Source organism: Paenibacillus sp. 453mf (assembly GCF_900116105.1).
Lineage (GTDB): Bacteria > Bacillota > Bacilli > Paenibacillales > Paenibacillaceae > Paenibacillus > Paenibacillus provencensis.
The window spans coordinates 127312-151431 of sequence record NZ_FPAC01000007.1; the positions used below are offsets into that span (position 1 = coordinate 127312).

At 46.6% G+C, this 24120-nt stretch carries 22 protein-coding genes and 1 other annotated feature; of the genes, 6 read left to right on the plus strand and 16 right to left on the minus strand.

Going from position 1 to position 24120, the window contains the following annotated elements:
* Positions 1-71: 71 nt before the first annotated feature.
* From BM415_RS21340 to BM415_RS21390, 11 genes are all read right to left on the minus strand, one after another.
* On the minus strand, positions 72-1703 hold the full coding sequence (locus BM415_RS21340) for a putative polysaccharide biosynthesis protein (RefSeq protein WP_091161179.1): 1632 nt from the start codon (positions 1701-1703) through the stop codon (positions 72-74).
* A gap of 36 nt (positions 1704-1739) precedes the next feature.
* Positions 1740-2510, minus strand: coding sequence for a Cof-type HAD-IIB family hydrolase (locus BM415_RS21345; protein ID WP_280142888.1), 771 nt, complete (start codon positions 2508-2510; stop codon positions 1740-1742).
* Positions 2511-2740: 230 nt separating this feature from the next.
* Complete coding sequence (locus BM415_RS21350) at positions 2741-3631, minus strand: metal ABC transporter permease (protein ID WP_091161180.1); 891 nt, start codon at positions 3629-3631, stop codon at positions 2741-2743.
* Between the two features lie 17 nt (positions 3632-3648).
* On the minus strand, positions 3649-4581 hold the full coding sequence (locus tag BM415_RS21355; RefSeq protein ID WP_091161182.1) for a metal ABC transporter permease: 933 nt from the start codon (positions 4579-4581) through the stop codon (positions 3649-3651).
* 6 nt (positions 4582-4587) lie between these two features.
* Positions 4588-5388, minus strand: coding sequence for a metal ABC transporter ATP-binding protein (locus tag BM415_RS21360; RefSeq protein ID WP_091161183.1), 801 nt, complete (start codon positions 5386-5388; stop codon positions 4588-4590).
* A gap of 54 nt (positions 5389-5442) precedes the next feature.
* Positions 5443-6414, minus strand: coding sequence for a metal ABC transporter solute-binding protein, Zn/Mn family (locus BM415_RS21365; RefSeq protein ID WP_091161185.1), 972 nt, complete (start codon positions 6412-6414; stop codon positions 5443-5445).
* A 262-nt stretch (positions 6415-6676) separates the two neighbouring features.
* Positions 6677-8722 carry a peptidoglycan D,D-transpeptidase FtsI family protein gene (locus BM415_RS21370; RefSeq protein WP_091161187.1) on the minus strand — a complete coding sequence of 682 codons (2046 nt, stop codon included), beginning with the start codon at positions 8720-8722 and terminating at the stop codon, positions 6677-6679.
* A gap of 176 nt (positions 8723-8898) precedes the next feature.
* The gene (locus BM415_RS21375) at positions 8899-10935 is read right to left on the minus strand and encodes a peptidoglycan D,D-transpeptidase FtsI family protein (RefSeq protein ID WP_091161188.1); all 2037 of its coding nucleotides are present in this window, start codon (positions 10933-10935) and stop codon (positions 8899-8901) included.
* Positions 10936-11102: 167 nt separating this feature from the next.
* Positions 11103-13148, minus strand: coding sequence for a peptidoglycan D,D-transpeptidase FtsI family protein (locus BM415_RS21380; RefSeq protein ID WP_244533643.1), 2046 nt, complete (start codon positions 13146-13148; stop codon positions 11103-11105).
* Between the two features lie 48 nt (positions 13149-13196).
* Positions 13197-14336, minus strand: coding sequence for a transglutaminase domain-containing protein (locus BM415_RS21385; protein WP_091161190.1), 1140 nt, complete (start codon positions 14334-14336; stop codon positions 13197-13199).
* Between the two features lie 34 nt (positions 14337-14370).
* A complete protein-coding gene (locus tag BM415_RS21390; protein WP_091161191.1) occupies positions 14371-14805 on the minus strand; it encodes a hypothetical protein in 435 nt (144 codons plus the stop codon).
* Between the two features lie 263 nt (positions 14806-15068).
* On the opposite strand from BM415_RS21390, the gene BM415_RS21395 reads away from it, so the two are divergent.
* Together BM415_RS21395 and BM415_RS21400 are read left to right on the plus strand one after the other, a co-directional pair.
* Positions 15069-16229, plus strand: a complete 1161-nt coding sequence (locus BM415_RS21395; RefSeq protein ID WP_091161193.1) for an MFS transporter — start codon at positions 15069-15071, stop codon at positions 16227-16229.
* 141 nt (positions 16230-16370) lie between these two features.
* Entirely contained in the window at positions 16371-16712 is a 342-nt protein-coding gene (locus tag BM415_RS21400) for a toprim domain-containing protein (protein ID WP_091161195.1), read from the plus strand.
* 12 nt (positions 16713-16724) lie between these two features.
* Here BM415_RS21400 and BM415_RS21405 read toward each other — a convergent pair whose 3' ends face one another.
* Together BM415_RS21405 and cyoE are read right to left on the minus strand one after the other, a co-directional pair.
* Positions 16725-17342 (minus strand): SCO family protein, encoded by a 618-nt coding sequence (locus tag BM415_RS21405; RefSeq protein ID WP_091161196.1) that lies wholly within the window; start codon positions 17340-17342, stop codon positions 16725-16727.
* A gap of 173 nt (positions 17343-17515) precedes the next feature.
* Positions 17516-18451: a heme o synthase gene (cyoE, locus tag BM415_RS21410; RefSeq protein WP_091161198.1), complete on the minus strand. Its 936-nt coding sequence runs from the start codon at positions 18449-18451 to the stop codon at positions 17516-17518.
* Between the two features lie 264 nt (positions 18452-18715).
* Here cyoE and BM415_RS21415 point away from each other — a divergent pair, with 264 nt between their 5' ends.
* Complete coding sequence (locus BM415_RS21415) at positions 18716-19702, plus strand: metal-dependent hydrolase (protein WP_091161200.1); 987 nt, start codon at positions 18716-18718, stop codon at positions 19700-19702.
* A gap of 157 nt (positions 19703-19859) precedes the next feature.
* Here the strand turns inward: BM415_RS21415 and BM415_RS21420 are convergent, their stop codons facing one another.
* Complete coding sequence (locus BM415_RS21420) at positions 19860-20075, minus strand: alpha/beta-type small acid-soluble spore protein (protein ID WP_076315001.1); 216 nt, start codon at positions 20073-20075, stop codon at positions 19860-19862.
* Between the two features lie 130 nt (positions 20076-20205).
* Here BM415_RS21420 and BM415_RS25255 point away from each other — a divergent pair, with 130 nt between their 5' ends.
* A complete protein-coding gene (locus BM415_RS25255) occupies positions 20206-20376 on the plus strand; it encodes a hypothetical protein (RefSeq protein ID WP_170862576.1) in 171 nt (56 codons plus the stop codon).
* A 31-nt stretch (positions 20377-20407) separates the two neighbouring features.
* On the opposite strand, the gene trpS is transcribed toward BM415_RS25255, so the two are convergent.
* On the minus strand, positions 20408-21388 hold the full coding sequence (gene trpS / locus BM415_RS21425; protein ID WP_091161201.1) for a tryptophan--tRNA ligase: 981 nt from the start codon (positions 21386-21388) through the stop codon (positions 20408-20410).
* A 66-nt stretch (positions 21389-21454) separates the two neighbouring features.
* Positions 21455-21684: a binding site (T-box leader), on the minus strand.
* Between the two features lie 231 nt (positions 21685-21915).
* Here trpS and BM415_RS21430 point away from each other — a divergent pair.
* Together BM415_RS21430 and BM415_RS21435 are read left to right on the plus strand one after the other, a co-directional pair.
* Positions 21916-22893 carry an aldose 1-epimerase gene (locus tag BM415_RS21430; protein WP_091161203.1) on the plus strand — a complete coding sequence of 326 codons (978 nt, stop codon included), beginning with the start codon at positions 21916-21918 and terminating at the stop codon, positions 22891-22893.
* A gap of 196 nt (positions 22894-23089) precedes the next feature.
* The gene (locus BM415_RS21435) at positions 23090-23305 is read left to right on the plus strand and encodes an alpha/beta-type small acid-soluble spore protein (protein ID WP_091161205.1); all 216 of its coding nucleotides are present in this window, start codon (positions 23090-23092) and stop codon (positions 23303-23305) included.
* Between the two features lie 172 nt (positions 23306-23477).
* Here BM415_RS21435 and BM415_RS21440 read toward each other — a convergent pair whose 3' ends face one another.
* A complete protein-coding gene (locus BM415_RS21440; RefSeq protein WP_091161206.1) occupies positions 23478-23873 on the minus strand; it encodes an O-methyltransferase in 396 nt (131 codons plus the stop codon).
* Positions 23874-24120 lie beyond the last annotated feature (247 nt).

Sequence of the window (24120 nt, forward strand, 5' to 3'; positions counted from 1 at the left end):
ATCGTTTCACTCACGTGGTGAGGAAACGATGCCTTTTTTTCTATATAGTAAATGTTCAAATCCTCGCCCTGTTACCCTCTTGCTCCCTGATTACCAGAACGCTTCAATCTCATAAGCGGGCGGAGCACCTTCTGAACGATACGCGGATAACTCTTCAGCTCGTCCTCTCGCAATACGCCGAGAAGTATGAGCAGAGCAAAGTAGCTGATAAGAACAGCCAGCCCAACGATTCCGCAGTTAATCAAGTAAGCAAGTCTAGACGGCATCAGCTCAGCCATTGGCAGCCCTAATTGATGGAGCCCGTATCCTATTCCTGCCGAGAGCACGACCGTCGCAGCAAATCCTGCCCACCTCTTGCCAAGGATGGAGAAGCTGACTGTTTTCTTCAGAACACGAACATTTAGTACCGTTATGATGAGGAATGCGAGACCTGTAGAGGCGATGATACCATAGATGCCGAAGAACGGCGCAAGCGCAAAGCTTGCGGCAAGCTTCACCACAATCCCGATAAAGACGGTAACCATCGTCAGTTTGGGTTTGCCGATTCCAAGCAGGATGGAATTCGATGTCATCATCGTAATCTGGAATATCGTTCCGAACGTCAGCATAGCAACCACACCGGCACCTTCCAAAGTACTGAACAGCAGTCCATTAATGGAATAGGCAGCAACGGTAAGTGCAATGACCATCGGCATGCCTGTCATGATAGCAATTCGCATCGCCAGGGTAACCTGTCCGCGCAGATGACTTTCATCTTTTCTGGCATACGCAGCCGCAATAATAGGGATTAGTGACTGACTAAGCGCAATGGCCAGAATCGGAGGAATCCCCGCCACCGGCTGGGCCCGATTCGTTAAGATCCCTAGCAGATTCGTAGCCGCATCTGATCCGACATCACCGCTGATGAGCGGTTTAATGATGGAGGAATCAATGAAATTCACTACAGGCACCGCAAGGGATGACAATACGATAGGAATCGATAGCGTAAAGATATCACGGTAGATGCGTGATAATGGAACCTGCGTATTGGCATGCAGTGCAAGTCCCATCGACTGGTCCTTGCGGGACTGCTTAAATGCAAAGTACATCATCACTGCAAAAGCCCCGATACTGCCAAGCACTCCTCCAAAGGAAGCACCTGCCGCTACCTCTTCATCTGCATATCCAAGCCGCAAGAGAATGAATGCAAGCAGAATCGCCGTTCCCACTCGGGCGAATTGCTCCACAATTTGCGAGATACCCCCAGCCGTCATATTGTTACGGCCCTGGAAGTATCCTCGCATCATGGCAATGGTCGGAAACAGCAGCAATGCAGGAGCCAGCGCTCGAATTGCTGTCGATGCCTCCGGGACCTGAGCAATATAGGTTGCGTAGAATGGAGCGAGCGACCATAAGAGAATGGTCATGACGATTCCGGCAAAAGCAGCGAAGATGAGCGCAGCTTGATATACTCTTTTGGCATCCTGCGGCTTATCTAGCGCATAGCGTTCAGATACCATTTTACTGAGCGTGCTCGGAATTCCTGCTGTGGCTACTGTAAGAAGCATAAGGTAGACGCTGTTAGCGACACCGAATGAAGCGTCCCCCACAGGTCCGAGCAGATGCTCAAGCGGAACTCGCTGAACAAGGCCCAGCAAGCGCGCGACTAGTGCCGCAGCAGCCAGAATCAGCGTCCCCTTAATAAATGATTCTTTCTTAGACAAAACGTTCTTTCCCTTCTTCCTTCCCCGTGCGAAGCGTTAAGGCTGTATTTTAATCGTATCTACCTTTAACATATGGTCACGAATGACCTCCACAATGCCATCTTCATTATTGGAAGCGACGATAAGATCCGCTGCTTCCTTCACGGTCTCCTGTGCATTGCCCATAGCCACACCAAGACCGACCGCCTGAATGACCGCTAGATCGTTCAAGCTGTCACCAACAGCCACAACCTCTTCCATTGTAATGCCTAGCAATTTGCACACTTCACCAATACCACTCGCCTTCGATATTCCTGCCGGATTCACTTCCAGGTTGGTCGGAGAGGAATTGGTGATCTGAAGCCCGCCGAGATCCTGAAGCTCCATGAGAATCTCGTGACGCACCTGATCATCCTCTGTGGTGTAGCCAAATTTAAGCCACTCCTGATCCATAATGGAATCCACCCAGCGTTCACGATTAAACAGCTGATCTACAGAATAGGCCCAGAACCAGCAGTCATGCTTCACAGCAATGTCATGCATCTTCTTGATTAATTCGGGGTCAAGCAGTGTACGGATATGCAGCTCATTTGGCGATTTCCATACTTCGCTTCCGTTCACCGTAACCATCGGTGTCTCAAGGCCCAGCTCTTGGCCGTAAGGCAGCGCGTGATGCGCGGCACGTCCGGTGGACAGGCAGACATGAATACCGGCCTCCATCGCTTTATGAATCCAGGTGGATGTCTCATGGGATATCTCATGATTGTCAGTCAGCAGTGTACCATCCATATCCAAAGCAAGCAGTTTATATTGATAATGATTACTCAAGCAGGTTTGACCTCCTTTGTATGATACATCTCTCTTATCCAATTCCCTTTTTCTCTATAAGGTAGCATCAATTTCATAATACCGTTATGAAATTGATTCGGCATAGCGACATTTTAACATAAAACAGGATTGTTCAACAAAAATTACAATACAAAATGACAGGCGAGTTCTATCTCGGCCTGCCATATCATCATAATCATTCTGTTTTCTCTCGCATACGCCCATTATATTTATGCTTTCAGCGCATCTTTTGTCACGCTGCCTCGTTTCTGTTTCCATTTTCGAACCACAACCCCATGGAGTGGAGAGAACAGGAAGGCAAGCACAAACAAAACACCTGCGGAAGCTACCATGCAACCGGCAATCGACGAATCCATGATCAAGGCGGAATAATACCCCGCAAATGAGCTGATTACACCAATAAGAACACTGATGAGCAGCATATGTGATAGCCGATCTGTGAGCAGATATGCCGTTGCTGCCGGTACAATCAGCATGCCGACAACGAGAATGGCGCCGACACTGTCAAACGAAGCTACCGAAGTCATCGACACCATTCCCATTTGCAGATAGTGGAACAGCATTACCGGAATTCCTGTAGCCGCCGCCAGAGCCGGGTCAAAGGATACCAGCTTAAACTGCTTGTAAAACAGGGTTAGAAGCATAAGGATAATGGCCAGTGTAATTCCAAGCATCCATACCGCTCTAGGTCCGAGATCCGCCTCTCCAATGATCAGTCGGTCCCATTGAACATACGTAATTTCACCATACAATACATGGTCCAGATCAAGGTCGACATTCTGTGCATTTAAACTGATCAGAATGACACCTAAGGCGAACAGAGCTGTAAAGACAATTCCGATGGAAGCATCGGATTGTACCCCGCTGGACTCCAGATGCTGCATCAGAAAGACAGCAAGCAGTCCAAAGGCGGTAGCGCCGACAAGTATCCACAGTGAATCACGACCACTGATCAAAAAGGCAACGGCGATGCCAGGGAGGACCGCGTGGCTAATCGCATCCCCAACCATTGCCATCTTTCTGAGCACCAGAAACGTACCGAGCAGTGCACAGGCCGAGGAAACCAGTATCGCTGTTAGTAAGATCCAGAATGTTGACATTGTTGATTTCCCCCTTCCTATTTACTGACCTCAGCACGATTTACCGATTGCTGCTGATTGTTGTATTCCGTCTTGGTTCTCCACTTCCTAATTTCTCTGGCAAGTAAACCACGGCCGGGTGCGATCAAGACAGAAACACCGAAGATCAGTGTTATCACCAGCACTGTAACCGGTCCTGTAGGAAGATCCGGCGTTGTTGCACTGATCAGCGTGCCCAGTGCCCCGCTGATTGCGCCGAACAGCCCTGCCAGGCAGACCATTAGTCCAAGTGCATTCGTCCAATATCGTGCTGCGGCAGCAGGCGTAATCAACAGAGCAGCGACCAGCACAACCCCTATGACTTGAACACCTGCGACTACTGCAACAACCGTCAAGAACAATAACAGCTGCTCCAGAAAGGCTGATGGATAACCCATTCCTCTTGCAAAGCCGGCATCAAAACTAATCAGTTTAAACTCCTTAAATAACAGGAAGCATACGACAAGCAGAAGAACAGATACTCCCAGCAGCATATACACATCGCTTCTGACCATGGAAGCAGCCTGGCCGAACATATACTTATCCAGCCCGCTTGCACTTCCATAGTCCCCATGCTGGATCTGTGTCAGCAGTACAATTCCTATACCGAAAAATACAGACAATACGATGCCGAGTGCGGTATCCTGCTTGATTCGAGAATAGCGTGTGATAAGTGATATCCCAATCGTCGCCAGCCAGCCTGCAGCAAGGGCACCAATCATGAACAAGAAGGTGGACTTGACCCCGCTCAGCATGAACGCAATGCATATGCCCGGAAGTGCCGCATGAGCAAGGGTGTCCCCGATCAGACTTTGTTTGCGAAGGTAGGTGAAGGAACCGATCAGGCCGCTGCTGAAGCCGAGCAGCATTGAACCAAACAAAATCCATCTGACATTAGGATCGGTCACTACAGAAGCTATCCATTCAAACATGCCAACTCACCTTCCATCCTTCGGTGCGGAATGCCCGATCATGGCAATCCGGCCTCCATAAGTCTGCTCTAGCAGGTCGGGGGTGAACGTCTCTGCTGTCGGCCCTGCAGCAACCAGCCTGCCATTCAAGAGCAGTACATGATCAAAGTATTCTTCCACGGTAGCCAGATCATGGTGTACGACAAGAACGGTCTTGCCCTGCTTCTTAAGAGCCTCCAGCAGCCCAATAATCGCCTTCTCGGTTGTGGCATCGACTCCTGCAAACGGCTCATCCATAAAATATATATCAGCATTCTGCGCAAGTGCTCTCGCCAAAAAGACACGCTGCTGCTGACCACCAGAGAGCTGGCTGATCTGACGATTGCTAAAATCAGCCATACCCACCTTGCTCAAGCATTCCAATGCAAGCTCTTTTTCTTTTTTGCCCGGTCTTTTAAACCAGCCCAGCTGCCCGTACTGCCCCATTAAGACGACATCCAGGGCGTTCGTCGGGAAATCCCAATCCACAGACTCCCGCTGAGGGACATATCCGATTCGTTTGCGCTGCTCCTTATACGGCTTGCCATAGATACGGACATCGCCGCTGATTGTAGGAACAAGCCCAAGTGCAGCCTTGATCAGCGTAGATTTACCGGCTCCGTTAGGACCGAGAATTCCGATCAGCTTGCCATCCGGCACACTGAAGGTTACATCCCTCAGAACCGGTTTTTTATGATATGCAACGGCCAGGTTCCGTACCGAGAACGGAATTTGATCGCTGCCCTGAGAATGATCCCTCCCTGATTGTTCATACGATAGTGAGCTCATCCCCACTCAACCCCTTCCTATAGCCTAAGGCCCATTGTTACTCTGCTTAAACGTTTATTTTAGTGCATCTACAATCGTCTTCGTATTGTGCTTCACCATACCGATATATGTTCCTTCTTCTGTGCCTTCAGGGCCCATGGCATCCGAGAACAGCTCCCCGCCGATCGATACGGTATGTCCCTTCTCTTCTGCTCCGGCTACGATCGCTTCCATTGCCTTAGGCGAAATACTGGACTCCACAAATACCGCTTTGATCTTGTGCTCCACTAGAAAATCCCTTAGCTCGCTGACATCGCTGGCACCCGCTTCGGCCGATGTGCTGATACCCTGAAGTCCCGCTACTTCGATGTCATATGCTTCGCCATAATATCCAAATGCATCATGAGCGGTAACAAGCACTCTGGATTGCTGTGGAATGGTAGCAATCTGAGTCTTTACCTCTTCATGCAATGCTTTTAACTCTTCAATATATGCATCCGCCTGTGTGTTGTACGTATCTGTATTGTCCGGATCTTCTTCAATCAGTGCATTACGGATCGTATCTGTAACCTGAATCCATTTCTCAACATCAAACCAGATATGCGGATCTGCTTCCTCGCTGTCACCATAAGGCACCATCAACAGCTCACTTTCCGGAATATCCTTGGTTACCTGCACCACTGGCTTTGACTTGCCAATATTAATCAAGATATCTGACATTTTCCCTTCAAGATGCAGACCGTTGTACAGAATAACGTCGGCAGATTCCAGCTTCTGAATATCTCCCTGTGAAGCTTTGTACAGATGCGGGTCAACCCCTGGCCCCATCAGTCCTGTTACTTCTACGAGCTCACCGCCAACCTCGCGGGCTGCATCAGCAATCATCCCAGTCGTTGTTGTAATCTGGAGCTTATCCTCAGCAGAGGCCGAGCTTCCATCATCCGAGGCATTTCCGCATGCGGCCAATACGAGCATCGAGCTCACAACAGCCACGCTGATCATCATTTTGTGCAACTTACTTCCGGTTCTACTTGTACATCTTCTCATTCTTCAATTTCCCCCTTACCCATTTTTTTGTGGTTAAACAGCGGTCAGACAATAGTTAGACAAGTAACTTAGCATTAGGCCAAGTTATTTACGTAAGTAAAATAATTTTGTACATGCACTTTTTTATTATACAAGCACAATAATGTTTCCTTAGTGCAAATTTTATTGAATTCCACAAAAAAAAGCAAGAGAAAATTTTCTCCTGCTTGAACATATCTACCTTATGTGATTAAATCTTGGACACGAATATGGCTAGCAAAGCTCAGTCCGAATTGCGATTGCTGTCTGGTCGATCTGATGCTGGAGTGCCGTCGAGTCCATAGTATTTGTCATAAGCGTCAAATATTTTACGTGCTACAGGGGCAGCACTGCTCGCTCCAAATCCTCCTTGTGGAATGACGACTGCAACCGCAAGCTTGGGATTCTCACGAGGGGCAAAAGCGATAAACACCCCGTTATCCACGTTGATTGGCGCCTGCCCATTGCCGGGATATATCATCTGCTGTGAGGTACCCGTTTTTCTCGCGTAATCGTATGCAAAACCGTTAAAGGCAGCACCCACATTCGTATCCATACCCCGATGAATAATGCTCCAATAGCTGTTGTCAAATTGAACTTCATTCAGCACCTTGGGCTTGATACTCTTCACGACATTGCCTTGTGAATCTCGTATTTCCTTAACGAGATGAGGCTCCATGCGTTTTCCCTTATTAGCAAGCATCGCCGCATATTGTGCAAGCTGCAATGTGGTATATTTGCCCTGCTGACCGAAGGAGGCAAACGCCAGTGATGCAAGTGCCGTCTGTCCCTCCTGTCTGTATTCAATCCGCCCCCTGAATTCATTCGGCAAGTCCACGCCGGTCGCCACTCCGAGCCCAAACTCCTTCATATATTCATCCCAGATGTCAACTCCCTGACTGCCATATCTCCGGTACAGCCCTTCACCGATCAAATCGACCATAAACGCGTTCGAGGAACGACGTATGGCATCTTGTACCGTCAGTCTTCCCATGACAGCACCGCCTGAGTTCGAGACGCTCGATCCGTCCCGGCCAAATTCAGCAGAACCGAGGTCATTATACGTTGTGGAAGGGCTGATCAGCCCTTCTTTTAGACCAATTAGAACGCTGAGCGGCTTAACAGTGGAACCGAGAAGAACGACCGATTCCGGCGTGTTTGTTTTGTCCGAAGGGAAGAAGGATCGAATGGTACCATTCTGATAAATATGGCGAATTTGGTCATATACCTCTGGAGATACACCGCCCTGTTCCCACACATTTGTATCGTAATCCGGCATACTGGCCATGGCGATTACATGACCTGTGTCCACTTCCATCGCGACCGCATACCCGGTTGATGCATTCTTCGACTCACTCTTCCCGCTCGAACGAAGGGCCTGTATCTGATCCAAAATGGCCTGCTCCGTTGCCTTCTGTACGTCCTTATGCAGTGTAGTGTACAGATGATGACCCTTTTGCGGGGGTATAAGCTCTGCCGGCCCGATCGGCATGTTACGAGGATCCACCGGAATGAGCCAATATCCCGATTCACCTCGAAGCTCTTCCTGATATTGAAGCTCCAAACCACCGAACCCGACATTTTCATTCTCCTGATAAAATAGCCCAGGCTGCTTAACAGCCATCTCTGCATTTCGCTGATCCATCTGCTCGTACAGCGGCTCTATCTTAGCTCCCTTGAACTTATACAAGTAACCTACCGTCTGCACCGCGAGCGAATCCTTATGATATCTGCGCACCGTTTCTTCAACGATGTCGATTCCCTTAAATCGTTCTTTATGCTGGAGAAAATAAGCCACTTCTTCCGCAGACAAGTTGCTCTTAATCAAACGCGGTACATATCCTCCAGCTTTGGAGTAATTCAAATCCAGCTTACCGACAATGTCCCCGGCGGTTATCTCCTCCGCATCCGCATGACCATGCTGCTTGAATACAGCTGCAATCTCCTCAGCCAGCAGGTTCATCTCAATCCGGCTTGCTGATGGTATGCCGTCTGCATTCGCGTAATTTTTGTAGAGGGTTATATATAACGAGTGCGAAGGCTCTGAATAAGCAAGCGGCGTATGGGTTGCATCATAAATCGTACCTCGTACAGGCATCATCGGCACCGCCTTCCGATTCTCTCCATGCTCTAGAGCAGTCAATTCAGCACCTTCGACAAACTGTAAAAAGGCCAGGCGTACGATCAGTACACAAAACAGCAGAAAGGCAGAGAAAAAGGTGAGATTAAGACGGAAATTTCTTCTATTCGCCTTAAGCAGCTTTTCTTGCTCCTGCTCGTAACGGTTCATTGGATGAATCCTCCCCCATCGTCATACAAACTGTATTTTTTGCTGCTCATTACTAAGGCCATATGTGATTCGCACGGTTATATGGATTATCAACTCTAATTATACTAATTTATTCCATTCACAGGCAAAAAAAAGCTGCCGAGAAAAAGAAAATATCTCGGCAGCTTTGGTCGGGCTTATTGTTCTGTTGTATCGCCTTCCGTATTCTCTGGCTTTCCTTTCGGAACACCATCGAGACCGTATACCTCATCATATGCATCAAAGATTTTACGGGCAATTGGAGCAGCACTGCTTGAGCCGTATCCACCTTCCGGTACGACGACCGCAACAGCCAGCTTCGGATTCTCACGCGGGGCAAACGCGATAAATACCCCGTTCTCGACCCGATTACGTGTTCCATTAAAATAAATATCCTGCTCGGATGTACCTGTCTTACGAGCAAAGTCATAAGGGAATCCGGAGAAGGCCATACTTACATCCGTATTCATCCCACGATGAATCGTTTCCCAATAGGTGTTATTAAAGTCGACTTCATTGAGCACCTTAGGCTCAATCTTCTCTACGATATTGCCTTCCGCATCACGAATTTCCTTCACCAAATGCGGTTCCATTCGCTTTCCTTTGTTAGCTAGCATCGTGGCATACTGAGCCAGCTGCATCGTCGTATATTTGCCCTGCTGACCAAATGAAGCAAACGCAAGTCTTGCTAGTGCCGTTTCCCCTTCATTGGTGTACTCAAGGAAGCCTTCGTATTCTTTGGGCAGATCCACACCTGTCTCTACTCCAAGACCAAACTCCTTCATGTAATCATCCCAGATGTTAATTCCTTCACTGCCGTACTTTTTCCATAGCTCCTCTCCAATCAAATCAACCATAAAGGCATTGGAGGAATGCTGGATTGCGGTCGCAGCCGATAAAGATCCGTATACATGACCCTGGGAGTTCCTTACACTTGAATCATCCCGTCCAAAATAGGCGATCCCTCTATCCTGATAAACGGTTCCATTAGGGGAGAAGAAGCCTTCCTTCAATCCAATTAACACACTTAGCGGCTTCACCGTTGAACCCAACAACACCGTCGACTCGGGATGTCTTCCCGTATCATCCGGCGGGAAGGACTCTACCGTACCATTCCGATAAATGTATTTGACCTTGTCATAATCCCAAGGCTCATTCGGATCATAGTCCGGCATACTGGCCATCGCGACTATATTCCCTGTGTCGACTTCCATGGCGACAGCAAAGCCTGTCTTGGCGTTGGGATGGAGCTTACCGGAGACTGGGTTACTGTGCAGCCAATCCAGTTGATCCATAATTGCCTGTTCGGTCGCAACCTGAACGTCCTTATTAATGGACGAGATCAGATTATGACCCTTCTGTGGAGGCTGAATCACCGTTCCCTCCTCTGGAAGGTTCAGCGGGTTAATTGGAATCTGGCTGTATCCGGCCTTCCCGCGCAGTTCATCCTGATACTGTCTTTCCAGACCATCTACACCCACATACTCAAGCTCAGAATATACGAGCCCTGGATCAGTTTGGCTGGCATTTTCCTTATCGATTGCATCATACTCTGCCAGTGTCTTGGACGTCTTAAACGTCTTAAGATAACCAATCGCTTGTACAGCTACAGAATCCTCATCATATTTGCGAACCGTTTCCTCAATAACACTCACACCAGGAAAATCCTTCTTATGCTGCATGAAGTAGGCAATCTCTTCTTCCGATAGATCGCTCTTGATCAGCCTCGGCGTATAGCCATGAGTTTGACGATACTCCAGATCCATAGCATTAATGATATCCTCGGTGGTCATCGGCTCCCGGTCTGTATCCCCATATTCAGCAAATACTTCTGCCAGCTTCTCCGCCATGGCCTCTGCTTCTGGACGATTCGGATTCTCAGGACCGCCTTCCTGCTGGCTGTAGTTTTTGTACAACGTAATATACAGGGATTGAATCGGCTCGGAATACGCTAGTTTGGTTTCACCGGTTGCATCATAGATTGTTCCACGGACAGGGAGCAATGGGATGCTCTTCGTTACACTGCTGCTCTCCTGCTGAGCTAGCACGGGTCCCTCTACAAACTGCAGCACGGCCAATCTTATAATAATAATAGAGAAGATAAGAAAAGAGCTAAAAAAGAAAAAGTTCAATCGAAAACTGAAACGGCGTTTGTTCGAAAGTTCTTCCTTTTCATGATTTTGCTGCTGTGCCATACGATACCTCGCTTTGTGTTTCTTTTGCTGTATTTCATTCTACCATATCCGGACAATAAATTTCCTCTCTGCCGGTTACAGTTTCGTCATCAAACGACAAGAAACAGCATGCCTTATATGAACCTATACAAGACACACTGTTCCATCATAAATATGAATCCGAACCTTTACTCTTCAGAATCTGTGGTTACCCCATTCTCTCCCTTAGGCGTACCGTCCAGACCGATGTACTGATCGTAGGCGTCATAAATCTTCCTTGCTACCGGTGCCGCACTGTTGGAGCCGTATTTCCCTTCCGGAATAACGACAGCAATCGCGAGCTTCGGATTGTCACGCGGCGCGAAGGTGATGAACACCCCATTCTCCACTTCTGCCCCACCTACACTCTGCTGGGATGTTCCTGTTTTGCGGGCATAATCATAAGGAAAATTCTCAAAGCCCTGCACACTGCTGTTCATCCCTTGCTTGATTTCATCCCAGTAGGCATCATCCATATCGACCGTATTCAAGATTTCCGCTCCGAATTCCTTGACGACATTTCCGTCCTCATCGGTAATCTTGCTGGCGATTTGGGGCTTCAGCCTTTTCCCTTCATTCGCAAGCATAGCCGTGTATTGTGCCAGCTGCAGCGTTGTATACTTGCCCTGCTGACCAAATGAAGCGTAAGCCAGAGCCGATTGAGTCCCCGTACTTTCCTGCTCATGGATATACTCGCGTAATCCATCCTGCTCACCAGGCAAACCACTTTCTGTGCTCACACCAAGCCCAAACTGCTTCATGTAGCTGTCCCATACTTCCACACCACCGGTGTTGTATTTATCAAACAGCTTATTGGCTACCATCTCTACCATAAAGGCATTGGACGAATGTTCGATTGCGGATGCCGGATCGATCAAACCGTATACGTGACTGCTTGAGTTTCTGACCGTTGTTTCGTACCCCTTCTTCCCGAACTTGCCTGCTCCCGTGTCATTATATACTGTCGAGGTTGTAAACAACCCTTCATTCAGTCCAATCAATACCGACAGCGGTTTAATGACGGAACCGAGCAGCACGGTAGAAGAAGGATGCTTATAGCTTTCTTCCTGGCTTCCGTATGATTGATATACCTCACGAATGGCTCCATTAGAGGAGAATGGTGAGATCTGATTAATTTCATCCTGAGTTTTGCTGCCCTCGGACCACACATTCGAGTCATAGTCAGGCATACTCGCCATCGCCACAATCTGACCCGTATCCACTTCCATGGCAACGGCAAAGCCGGTTTTGGCATTCGGGGCATTGACTGCCGAATTGCTAGTAGTCCGCAGATATTCCAGCTGATCCATAATGGCCTGCTCGGTTGCCAGCTGCACATCTTTATTGATCGACAACCAGACATTGTTGCCCTTGTCGGGAGAAGTCAATGTCGATTCGCCCGAGATCCGATTCTGCGAGTCCACCGGGAAGGTCTTGAGCCCTTTTGTACCGCGAAGCTCCTCCTGGAACATCAGCTCCACTCCGTCATATCCGACCTCTTCATTATCGAGATATTGGAGCGCCGGGTCCTCCTCTTCCTTGGCTTGAATGTAAAATTCAATACCATACTCCGGATCAATAACGGAACGGAAAGGCTTCATGTACCCAACGGTCTGCACAGCAACCGTATCCTTGTCATAATGGCGAATATTCTCCTCTACCACTTCAACACCGGGGAAATCCTCTTTATGAGACAAGAAATAGGCAATTTCCTCATTGGTCAGATCTGTTTTAATCCGCCGAGGGGTATATCCATAATTTTGTCGATACGTAATATCGAGCGCATCTTCAATCTCCTGCTCAGTCATGGTTGTTTCTGGATCGCCATACTCATCCAAAACAGCTTTAAGCTCCGAAATGATGCTCTCCAGTTCAGCCTTGTTCTCTTCAAGACTGTAGTTCTTATCCAAGCTCATGTACAAGGATTGAGTGGATGAAGAATATGCAATTTTGTTCTCGCCTGTCGAATCGAAGATTGTTCCACGAATGGGCGCAATAGATACGCTTTTGGTTGCAATACTTGCTTCTTCCTTCTGCATCGTCGGTCCCTGCACCAGTTGCAAATAAGCTAATCTTACAATCAGTACAGTAAAAATAAGAAATGTCGCAAGAAAAAAAACATTTAAGCGAAAGGCAAAGCCCTTCTCATTGTTTGTTTGCTTACCTAGATACGAAGCCATCTCCTCTTTGTTCATTATGCTACTACCCTTTCTTGCTACTCCGAAATATACCAGAGAGCCTGTTTAGACGGTCTGATCTTTGATATGGGTGTCATAAAAATGAGGCGGATTGAACCAATCGCCGCTATTTGCCCATGTCGGATCAAGTGGGACCCAAGTATCCTGCTCACTCAGGTATACTTCATTCCAGGCATGAGCACCATAGCCGCCTTGACCATTGTACCCAAGACCCGTAACCACTCTCACTTCGAGATCCTGTGAACGAGCCATCACCGCATATAACCTGGCATAGTCAATGCATACACCCATCATGGTATCGAATGTATCCTGCGGCGTCTGCTCATTCCATATTCCGCGCTGCTCGTAATCCTCGACCTTTCCATAATCATACTCAACCCGGGTTCCTACCCATTCATAGAGCTCTCTTGCCTTCTGTTCGTCTGTAGCGGCACCTTCCACAATCTTAGCTGCAGCTCCTTCAATATCCTCAGGAATATTACGATCAATAACCTCGTATCTCCGCTGCATCATGCCGTTAAATTCCTTCTGAGCCGCTTGGCTGATAACCGGAAGCTTGTCCTTAATAAGGTTTCCAGATATCGGTTCAATTACGGATTTGGCACCTTGCTGATACATCGGTGACGACTCTACATAATTGCTGAAAGAACTGCCAGGATACAGACTCACTACAATAAATAGCAGTGCTATAACCAATACGCATCTAGCCGCCCCAACAACAGCACCGAAGCAAGCTCCCATTAGTCGGCTGAGAAAGCCTGGATTATTGCGGGCTTCACCGGTTGAGGTTCCTCTAAAGAATCCGCCAATCAAGCTTAGAATGAAACGAATAATGCTATAACTTATAACAAACAGCACGGCAAACCGTAACAGCGGGAAATCAGCCAGTGCCGTAAGGACCGTGTAATATATTTGCTCCCATGTGTTCAAGTCCCGGCTCGGCATCGCTTCACTATAACCCGAGAGCCATGCCTGTACGGTAGGAGACAGCTTCAAGGATAGCAAGAATGCACCTGCGATCCCGACGATCGTGAACACACCTTCGGTAATCAGGTTCACCAGTGTTCCTGCCGAACGCGATGCTCCTCGGACAAAGCCCTGCAACAACGATATGAGGATGATCACCATTAGTATGAGCGTAATGAGGTTCCCCTCCTTCACACTCCCTATCCAAGCTTCAATCATAATTCACCTGCTTTCTTGCATCACTACAACGTGCCTATTTATTCTGAGCTGTTTCCATAAACAATTTAACCGTATCGTTTACACTCCACTCTCCGAGTGATATGCCGCGGACAGACACTTTAACCTTATCTTCACCCTGCTTGCCATTCACTTCAACATTTGGACTCGTGATGGTAAAGGTACCATCCGGATTCACTACATACTCCGCTTTCTCCGCTTCCTTTTGCATGAGCTCAGCGGCCTCTGTTCCCAATGTATCCATCGTGCTTGTACCGACATCACTGACAACGGTCTTAATCTGTTCAAATGAAACACCACTATAGATGATGAGCGCCGCAACAATAACGACGACAATTACCCATTTGAGCACGGTTCTCAGCACATTAATTACGACGAATAACAGAATAAGCGCGATTACGATAACAAGCCAATTTTGCGAAATAAACTCTTTCCAAACTTCTATATCCATCCATTTGACCACCTTTTCAAAACTTTTAGTTCTAAACCACTTTATCGGTCCATTCAAGATTGTGTCATCATCGAGGTTAATCTTTAACGGTTACTCGCCTTGCTCTTGGTTCAATCTCCCGAATATTATACATGATTACCGATGTCCCTGTCATATAAGCACCATCCTGTGGAAAAAAACGGTATAAGACACGTTTGTCCAGCGTACAAGTATATCATGTGTGCTTATGCTTGTTCGACTCGAAAAAAGGAGGTGCAGTTCGCTTGAAAACAGCCGTATGGCTCTATCTTTTTCTATTTCTCGCCTTTTTTGATTTGCATGCTCAATATCCGATACTCACTCCCTTTGCGCTTTCGCTTGGAGCCGTCCCTACATTTATAGGCTGGATGATGGGGATCTACTCGCTTACCCACCTTCCTGGCAATCTCATTGCAGGCACTCAGATTGATAAGCATGGGAGCCGGCGGTATATCATCTTCAGCTTGACTGCTGCTGGGATCGTACTGCTCCTGCAATCCCAAGTCGAAACTCCTTGGCAACTGCTTCTGCTTCGGGCCATTAGCGGCTTTGTGCTTGCTTTTCTGTCTCCAGCCTGTATGACCCTTCTTGCCCAGCTATCATCAGATCCCATTACCCAAGGCAAATATATGTCTGGGCATGGCGTGGTTCACACCCTCGCTTCCGTTGTCTCTCCGGCTGCAGGAGCATTTATCGTTGCAGGCATTGGATTCTCGGGAACTTTCCAGAGTCTTGGCATCCTGCTGATCATTACTGGAATTATGGCATACTTCACACTGCCAGCCGTAAAAATGAGTGCAGCTAATGCACCACCCCCACAGACAGAGGACAGCCCGACTCGCAGCTTCTTTCCAATTTCATGGCGCTTTTTCGTGCTTCCACTGGTTATCGCATGTGCACAAGGCATTCTTTTCTTCGAACTGCCCCTTAGAGGCAGTGGGTCGGCCTCGATCCTATCTACAGGACTGTTATTCTCCATCATCAGTCTGGGTGCCCTCGGTACGCTGAGCATGCTCTTTCTCAATCTCTATTCGCCCACTCTGAGGCTGGCAAGCGGTGTTTTGCTCATGGCGTTTAGTTTTTTTCTTATGGCCGCTGCACCCCAAATTCCGTTGTGGCTGATTCTGTTTATTCTCGGTAGCTCCAAAGGGATTATCTTCCCTGCACTGGCTTCCCTGCTTGTTCAGCTCAGTCAAGGAGTACGGCTTGGAAGAGTGTTCTCGATCCAGTCAATTGCCACTTCACTGGGCTCCTTCGTAGGGCCAATCGCAGCAGGACAAATCCGTTTGGATGTCTCGCCATATTTCCTTGCATTTATAGTATTAATGCTTGGTCTGCTTCTCCTTCCTTTCCCTAACAAGTTCAAAGCATCTACCTTGTCCAAGCCGGAAGCCAAGCATGTTTAACAATAGATGACACCCATACATAAAAGGCCTGCCTTCTTCATGGCAGACCTTTTTTGCATCAAATTCCAAAATTGCGCTAAAATATAAACAAACATTTCCCGGGGAATTTCGATACTTAATATACTAGAGGTGAAGCCTACGATGCCGATTCATGTCATTGTTGAAGGTAAAAACGACCGCAGCAAGCTCCGAAGGCTGCTTGATCCTGAAATATCCATACTATGCACCTTTGGTACGCTCAACAGCGAGAAGCTGGAGACGCTTCGCAAGCGTGTCCAGGATGATGAAGTCTATCTGTTCATGGACAATGATAGCTCAGGCAAACGAATAAGGGCCATGCTGCGCGACACCTTTCCCGATGCAGAACAAATATACACAAGAAAAGGCTACGCGGGCGTCGAAGGTACACCTGATGAGTATCTGGTTGCGCAGCTGGAGAAGGCCGGTCTTGAAGCTTTTATCATTTATCCGGAGGTGTTCTAGCAGAACGAAGTGCTACTCGTTTACCAGTGTCCTAACATCTCTTGCGATGACATCCGGAGCTGAGGCTTCCATATCCGATGCGTTATACACCTTCCGAAGATTATTGTCCTTATCTACAAGACCAATATAATTGGCATGGACGAAGTTATCCGCCTTGTCTCCTTCAATAATAATCTTGAAAGAGTCTCTCGCCAGCTGCTTCGTCTCTTCCGCATCCCCTCTCAAGAAGTACCAGCCTGAATAATCTGCCTTGAAACGATCAGCGAACTCTTTGATCTTCTCTCTCGTGTCCACCTCTGGATCAAAGGAGATGGATACAAAGGAAGCATCTCTGCCGAAAGTGCCGTCTTCCTTCAATAATTCCTGCACTTGAGACATCGAGAACGTCGTTACCGGACATACGTCTGGACAGCTTGTAAAATAGAAATAAAACAGCCTTACCTTCCCCTCCGTATCCGATAGTGAAACGGTGCTTCCATCTACATTTTCCATACTAAAGTCAGTTACTTCCCCTGCTACCGGAAACGCTTCTTCCCCTAGATCAAGAGCATTATAAATGAGATAACCAGCCATCGCTGCTGCAATCAGCAGCAATATCCAGGTCCATATGTATTTTCTGAACAGCGCCATGATATCCCCTCTCCCCTTCTTACATTATCCCCAAAGTATGTAACAAATTTAAAATCGGATCTAGAAAAGGATGATCCTTTCAACTGTACGCCTGACAGGGACTCCTGTATGTTCATTGATTGAATTCTTCATTGAAAGTGTAATTACTGTTCATACCGGGCTTAGAGATAAATCTAATAGCGCACGGTATCCAGGATCATTAAAATAAAACTAATGGTTAAATAATTGATGGAGAAGAAAAACATCTTTTTGGCCCAGGCATCGTTGTCTCTGGCCCTGAAGCCCTGAAAGCCGAGGAACAGCCATATTAATGACAGCAGTAAGGATACGCCCATAAAAATGATACCTGTGTATCCGTAGACATACATTAATATGGGTACGGGAACCAGAAGGATCAAATAAGGAATCATTTGAATTTTGGTACGATGGATTCCCTTTACTACCGGAAGCAGCGGATAACCGGCATTCTTGTAATCATCCAAACGGCGAATGGCGAGTGACCAGAAATGTGGCGGCTGCCACAAAAACAGCAAAGCACCTAGCAGGATCGCTCCCATATCCAGTGTCCCGGTCACAGAAACATATCCGATGACAGGAGGTACCGCTCCGGAGAAGCCTCCCATGGAAGTACTCCATGTTGAGGAGCGCTTAAGCCATAACGTATACACAATAACGTATACAAACATTCCAAATATGCCGAGTACTCCTGCCAGCCAGCCGGAGAAAGCAAACAATAGGGCAAGTCCAACAATGCCCAGTATGAATGCATAAGTGAGCACTAGCTGTGGGCTAAGCTTTCCCGTAGGAAGTGCGCGATCCCTTGTACGTTCCATTTTTTTATCCAATTCACGATCAAAGTAGTTATTGAACACACAGGCTGAAGCCATAACGAGAACCGTTCCGAGCAAGGTTATTATCATTTTGAGGTAATTTATGTCCCATTGAGAAGCAAGCCAATATCCGCCAAAAGCGGCGATAAGATTGCTCCGGAGGATGCCGGGTTTAGCCAATGTAACGAAGTCTCTCCAGGTGACAGACTCTTGCGGCGGTGTTTGCCGAGATGAGAGCGCTGCCGCATCGGAGGAGGCTCGATATCGATTACTCACGATTCTATAATCCTCCTTGCTTTGCGTCGTGTGGAGGGAGTATATATTGCCTCCGCACTAAATTTTAACATAACAAAATAAGAAAGTCTTTGACATCAAACTTGAAAATATGAATAGGATATGACAAATTCATCTATATTTAGGGCTGATCTCAATTCATGGAATACAGGATGTGCGAATAGGGCATCTACTAATTGAACAGATCATTATCAGGAAAATAAGTGTTACTGCTATCATTTATATCAAAAACAAAGGAGAATATCTTAGATGGATACCGCTACACATTTTGTTATGGGCATAGGACTTGCCGGACTCAGCTACGTCGATCCGGTAGTTGCGGCTAATCCTGAACTAGCCTTCGCCGTCATGATCGGAACCGTCGTCGGTTCACAAGCACCTGATATCGACACAGCGCTTCGTATGAAAAACAATGCTACTTATATACGTAACCATCGTGGCATTACTCACTCGCTTCCGTTTCTTGCGATATGGACTGTACTGATTACTGCCGTCATTGCTCTTCTATTCAGGGACGTTCCCATCGGGCATCTCGCTCTCTGGACCGGTATCGCCGTATGCATCCATGTATTCACAGATGTCTTCAACACCTACGGCACACAAGCTCTGCGGCCGATTACGGAGAAGTGGATCTCATGGAATATCATTCACATCTTCGATCCGGTTTTATTCGGCACCCATATCGCAGCTATCCTGCTGTGGGCCTTCGGTATATTTCACCCTGCTGGAATTTTTACCGTGCTGTATATATTTTTAGCGTTTTATTACGTTTGGCGCACATGGGTTCACTTCGCCAGAACAGCTCATGTCAGACGGATGGACCCTGCTTCTAAAGCCAGCGACAAATATTATGTCATTCCGACAATCCATTTGAACCGCTGGCATGTCGTTAAAGCCCATGAAGATGGAAGCTACGAGATCGGCAAGCTGGACGGAAATGAGCTTACCTGGAAAAAGCATGCCGTATCTTCAAGCCATCCGGCGGTTGCTAAATCCAAAGAACATCCCGACATCCAAGCATTTCTCTACTTCACATCCTTTGCAGTCGCAGAGGTAGAAGAGCTGAGCTTCGGATACTTTGTCCGCTGGGGTGATGTTAGATACCGGCATCGCAAGCAATATCCTTTTGTCGCCTGTGTTGTCATGGATAAGAACTACGAGCCGATCAGCACCTACGTCGGCTGGCTTAGTGAAGATAAGATGGAGAAGAAGCTCTCCATCAGCTCGAATATATAGTACGATCTACTTGAAACGGCCCATCAAGGCCGTTTTTTGTTCTTGACGGAAAGCGGTTTATTCAGGCAAAATCAGCACAAAGGGATTAACGCACAAAAAGCCTAAATCGGCTTTATGCCGCTCTAGGCTTATGACTTCGAATTATATACTGTCTAAGTTACATGCCGCTGCGGCCAGACAGTTGTTGTTCAGCTAATTGCACAAGACGTTTTGTGATGTATCCACCGAGTGAACCTGTTTCACGGGAAGTGTAGTTACCGTAGTAGCCGTCAGCTGGAATAGTTACACCCAATTCTTGAGCCGCTTCCATTTTAAGCTGTTGAAGAGCTGCCGTTGCTTGTGGAACTACCAGATTGTTAGAACGAGATGCCATAATGTGTAATCTCCTTTCGCTTCTCATGCTGTTAATATGTGCTGTGCAAGCTTGCAAGATTATTATGTCTCTTACTATTTGAAGCTATTCTCTTTTTCAAAAAAACATTTACCTGGAGGTATTTTACAAAATGATGAGTAAAGGTCTGTCCGCTTGGTTTGCGATCTCTTCGATGCTTCTGCTTATGGCAACTGCCGTATCCCTTAGTTATTCCTTGTGGTATGCTCTGCTATTCGCTGTCTTGTCCGTAGCCAATATCGGCTGGGGCTTTGTTATAAAGGCCAAAAAAAGAAGAGCTTGATCAAGATCAAGCTCTTCTTTGCTCTTTTATCTTAAAGTACGAATCCCATTCTTTTTTTGACTTCATCAAGCGTATTGGAGGCTTCTTCGCGAGCACGTTCAGCAGACGTATTCAGAATGTTCATCAGCTCATCAGATTCCCGAATTTCCCGGAATCTCTCTTGCATCGGTTCGATAACGGACAGGACTACTTCGGCCAATTCTTTCTTGAAGCCGCCGTACATTTGTCCTTCAAACCTTTTCTCTACATCCTGCAAAGAGAGGCCTGAGCATTCGCTGTAAATGCTCATTAAGTTGCTGACTTCCGGTTTGTTCTCAGGATCAAACCGGACAATACTATCGGAGTCCGTTGTCGCACGGCTGATTTTCTTGCGAATTTCTGCCGGTGTATCCAAGAGGGAAATATAACTGCCTGGGTTCGGATTGCTTTTGCTCATCTTCTTAGAAGCATCATCCAGTGACATGATGCGCGCTCCTACTTTTGGTGTGTAGACCTCAGGAATGGTGAAAAATTCACCGTAACGATGATTAAAGCGCTGTGCCAGATCTCTTGTCAGTTCAAGATGCTGCTTCTGATCCTCACCTACAGGAACCAGATCCGCATTGTACAGCAAGATATCTGCAGCCATAAGTGACGGATATACAAACAGCCCTGCGCCAACGGATTCTTTACCTTGAGACTTATCCTTGAATTGTGTCATACGCTCAAGCTCACCCATTGCGGTCAGCGTGGTTAACATCCATCCAAGCTCCGCATGCTGTGGTACATGGGATTGAAGAAACACATTCGCTTTCTTCGGGTCTATGCCTGCTGCAAGGTAGAGAGCCGCAACATCCTTCGATTGCTCCCGCAATGCCGCTGGGTCTTGGGCAACCGTAATTGCATGCAGGTCAACGACTACAAAATGGCAACGATATTCGTCCTGCAATTTCACAAAATTTTTCATTGCGCCGATGTAGTTGCCTAGTGTCAATTTGCCGCTGGGTTGAATACCAGAAAAAACAGTTTTCATTTTTTTGTCCTCCTAAACAAATCCTAATATGATTCACGAGAAATACAAAAAAGCCCCACATCCCGTAGAAGGGACGTGAGACCGTGGTGCCACCCTAATTCACTGAAATTCATCAGCCTTTCATTTTCCTTAACGCGGAAATCTTCGTCCGGCATACTGAAGAAGAATATACCTTCTCGTTGTGCCTGGGAGCTCTGAGGTCCATTCAGACAAAGCATGCAACACCGATTCGCATCCACCACCGGCTTTCTGTACTTGCTAATGCTAAGCTTACTTATCCCCATCAACGCTTTAAATTGTATTATTCGCCGCTCGTCATATTACATTTGAGCTTTGCTATATCATAAGCATCTATTGCTCTAATTGTCAAACGTAAATATTACATTTACCAAAGATTACATTATTTTCATTGGGAAATGACAGATCCTTCTTTACAGCCAGACTCGATTATCTGATATGATAGTCTTAAGTTTGTTCTTTGTGGTTATCATAGCATTATGATTTTTGTGGGAAAAGGAGTAAATAAGATGAAACAAGTGACCAAAGGACTTTGGAACGGCTACGATACATATACCTTGAACAGCCGTGATCTTGAAGTCACCCTGCTGCCCCGCCTCGGTAACAATATTATATCCATCTATGATCGAGCTCAGAATCGAGAAGTTGTTCGAAGACCGGATGAACAGGATCTCGCTTTCTATCTTCAGAAACCTTACCATTTTGGCGTTCCGATGCTGATTCCTCCAGGGCGTATCTGCCGAGGTCACTTTGAGTATGCGGGCCAGGAATACCAATTCGCTCAAAACTCCAACAATTCCAATCATATTCATGGATTACACCGCACACAGGCGTGGTGCGTCAGTGATATTGAAGAAGACGAAGAAGGATGCATCGTCACGACTGAATTCAGGACTCAGGAAGATGAATTATGGATGAAGCATTTTCCTGTTCCGCTCAAGCTTGAGATGACATTTCGTTTACAGGGGTCACTCCTGACACAGCAGCTTCGTGTAACTCATCTTGGCAGTCATGCTGTTCCCTTTGGAATGGGGTACCATACCTGGCTCCTGCTTGATGGTGAACCGGAACGATGGAATATTAGTTTACCTGTTACCGGCATTTACACATTGAATGAAGAACAGCTGCCAACAGGTGAATTAGCCAGTTTAGATGAACAAGCTGATCTTCCTGCAGGAATCAATCTTTCTGGTCAAAATCTTGACACGATATACAGATCAAATATGGAGCAGGATACTGCTGTTCTGCGGCGAAATGACGGGTATACTATCAAGTATACAGCGAACAAGGACTCCTTTAAGCATTGGGTGTTGTTTACCAAAGGCGAGGCCAGCGATTATCTATGTATTGAGCCTTATACCTGGCTTCCAGACGCCCCTAATCTTAACAAAGATAATGAATTTACAGGCTTGATTCATATGGAGCCTGGAGAGTCAATCTTGCTTCATACAGCTATAGAAATAATACAGCCTGAACACAAAGAATAGATTCATTTGAATATGAATCAGCAGCTGACACTGTCCTCAGCTGCTTTTTTGTTATGTAATTCTTAGATCCAAATAACTCTGTTGTCTGTTGTTGTGAGCCTCACATTTTTCCACTTGTTACCTTCCCCTTTTTTAAGTATATTTTGTCTCTTTGAAACCATACTAAACTCACAAAGCACAAAGGAGGTGACAACACATGGCAAATGGAAGATCTTCTAACAACCTTGTCGTTCCTCAAGCAACTGCAGCTCTTCAACAATTGAAGATGGAGGCTGCACAAGAGCTTGGTGTAACTATTCCACAAGATGGTTATTACGGTAACTATACTTCCCGTGAGACTGGTTCTCTTGGAGGTTACATCACGAAACGTCTTGTTCAATTGGCTGAGCAGCAATTGTCTGGTCGTCAATAATGATGCAATTTTCCTCATAAATCTAGCCTAACTGTTCTGTGAACGAACATTCACTCGTTTCGTATCAGAAGAGGCCTGCGGCAGATGACAAAGCGGTCTTCTATCCAGAGGGCCGCTTTGTTTCATTCTAACTCAAGCTCTATATATTCGTGCTGCCGACTCTCTTGCTATATTAACCAGAAGTCTTCTCTTGATATGTATTTCGCGGATAGCGAATCATCAGGCTTGCTAAATTGTAATTGGACTCAAGCGTGGCGTCCACTACAATCATTCCTTGTCGAACTCCAAAATCATAGGTGATTTCTCCATGTGTCCAGTGTCTCTTCAGCTTCAAGGTTTCTAAAGCCATCTGTCGAAAAGAAAGCCGCTGCATCTCCGTCAATCCGGTAGTGGCATGGATCTCGCTGTGCAACTGAACCGGATAATGCTTAATACCGAATTTACCAATAACATTATTCCGTATTTGCACAAATACAATTCCAGAGTCCATTCCTTTTAGCTCTTCATCAAGCTCCTTAAACACAATATCCAGCTGTCTAGGCAATGATAGTTGATCTAGTGAGACCATATGTTAACCTCCTTAGCATATTAGACCTATTTTATATAGGGCTTGTGACTCAGTATATGACAATATTTTCCTTAATACAACAAACTTATATTAAATTAGGAGTAATATACTAATTTTTGCGTTTATGTCAATTGAATCGGGTAGTATCCAGTCGAATATCTTCATTATTCGACACGTAAATTGTATTTTTCCATCAAAATAAGAAAAAAAGACCTCAACGCAAAACTGTCGAGGTCCTACTTATAGG

Coding starts and splice junctions, on each gene's coding strand:
- BM415_RS21350 (WP_091161180.1), bottom strand. CDS start 3,631: ATGTCAACATTCTGGATCTTACTAACAGCGATACTGGTTTCCTCGGCC.
- BM415_RS21355 (WP_091161182.1), bottom strand. CDS start 4,581: ATGTTTGAATGGATAGCTTCTGTAGTGACCGATCCTAATGTCAGATGG.
- BM415_RS21360 (WP_091161183.1), bottom strand. CDS start 5,388: ATGAGCTCACTATCGTATGAACAATCAGGGAGGGATCATTCTCAGGGC.
- BM415_RS21365 (WP_091161185.1), bottom strand. CDS start 6,414: ATGAGAAGATGTACAAGTAGAACCGGAAGTAAGTTGCACAAAATGATG.
- BM415_RS21370 (WP_091161187.1), bottom strand. CDS start 8,722: ATGAACCGTTACGAGCAGGAGCAAGAAAAGCTGCTTAAGGCGAATAGA.
- BM415_RS21375 (WP_091161188.1), bottom strand. CDS start 10,935: ATGGCACAGCAGCAAAATCATGAAAAGGAAGAACTTTCGAACAAACGC.
- BM415_RS21380 (WP_244533643.1), bottom strand. CDS start 13,148: ATGAACAAAGAGGAGATGGCTTCGTATCTAGGTAAGCAAACAAACAAT.
- BM415_RS21385 (WP_091161190.1), bottom strand. CDS start 14,336: ATGATTGAAGCTTGGATAGGGAGTGTGAAGGAGGGGAACCTCATTACG.
- BM415_RS21390 (WP_091161191.1), bottom strand. CDS start 14,805: ATGGATATAGAAGTTTGGAAAGAGTTTATTTCGCAAAATTGGCTTGTT.
- BM415_RS21400 (WP_091161195.1), top strand. CDS start 16,371: ATGCCGATTCATGTCATTGTTGAAGGTAAAAACGACCGCAGCAAGCTC.
- BM415_RS21405 (WP_091161196.1), bottom strand. CDS start 17,342: ATGGCGCTGTTCAGAAAATACATATGGACCTGGATATTGCTGCTGATT.
- BM415_RS21415 (WP_091161200.1), top strand. CDS start 18,716: ATGGATACCGCTACACATTTTGTTATGGGCATAGGACTTGCCGGACTC.
- BM415_RS21420 (WP_076315001.1), bottom strand. CDS start 20,075: ATGGCATCTCGTTCTAACAATCTGGTAGTTCCACAAGCAACGGCAGCT.
- BM415_RS25255 (WP_170862576.1), top strand. CDS start 20,206: ATGATGAGTAAAGGTCTGTCCGCTTGGTTTGCGATCTCTTCGATGCTT.
- trpS (WP_091161201.1), bottom strand. CDS start 21,388: ATGAAAACTGTTTTTTCTGGTATTCAACCCAGCGGCAAATTGACACTA.
- BM415_RS21430 (WP_091161203.1), top strand. CDS start 21,916: ATGAAACAAGTGACCAAAGGACTTTGGAACGGCTACGATACATATACC.
- BM415_RS21435 (WP_091161205.1), top strand. CDS start 23,090: ATGGCAAATGGAAGATCTTCTAACAACCTTGTCGTTCCTCAAGCAACT.
- BM415_RS21440 (WP_091161206.1), bottom strand. CDS start 23,873: ATGGTCTCACTAGATCAACTATCATTGCCTAGACAGCTGGATATTGTG.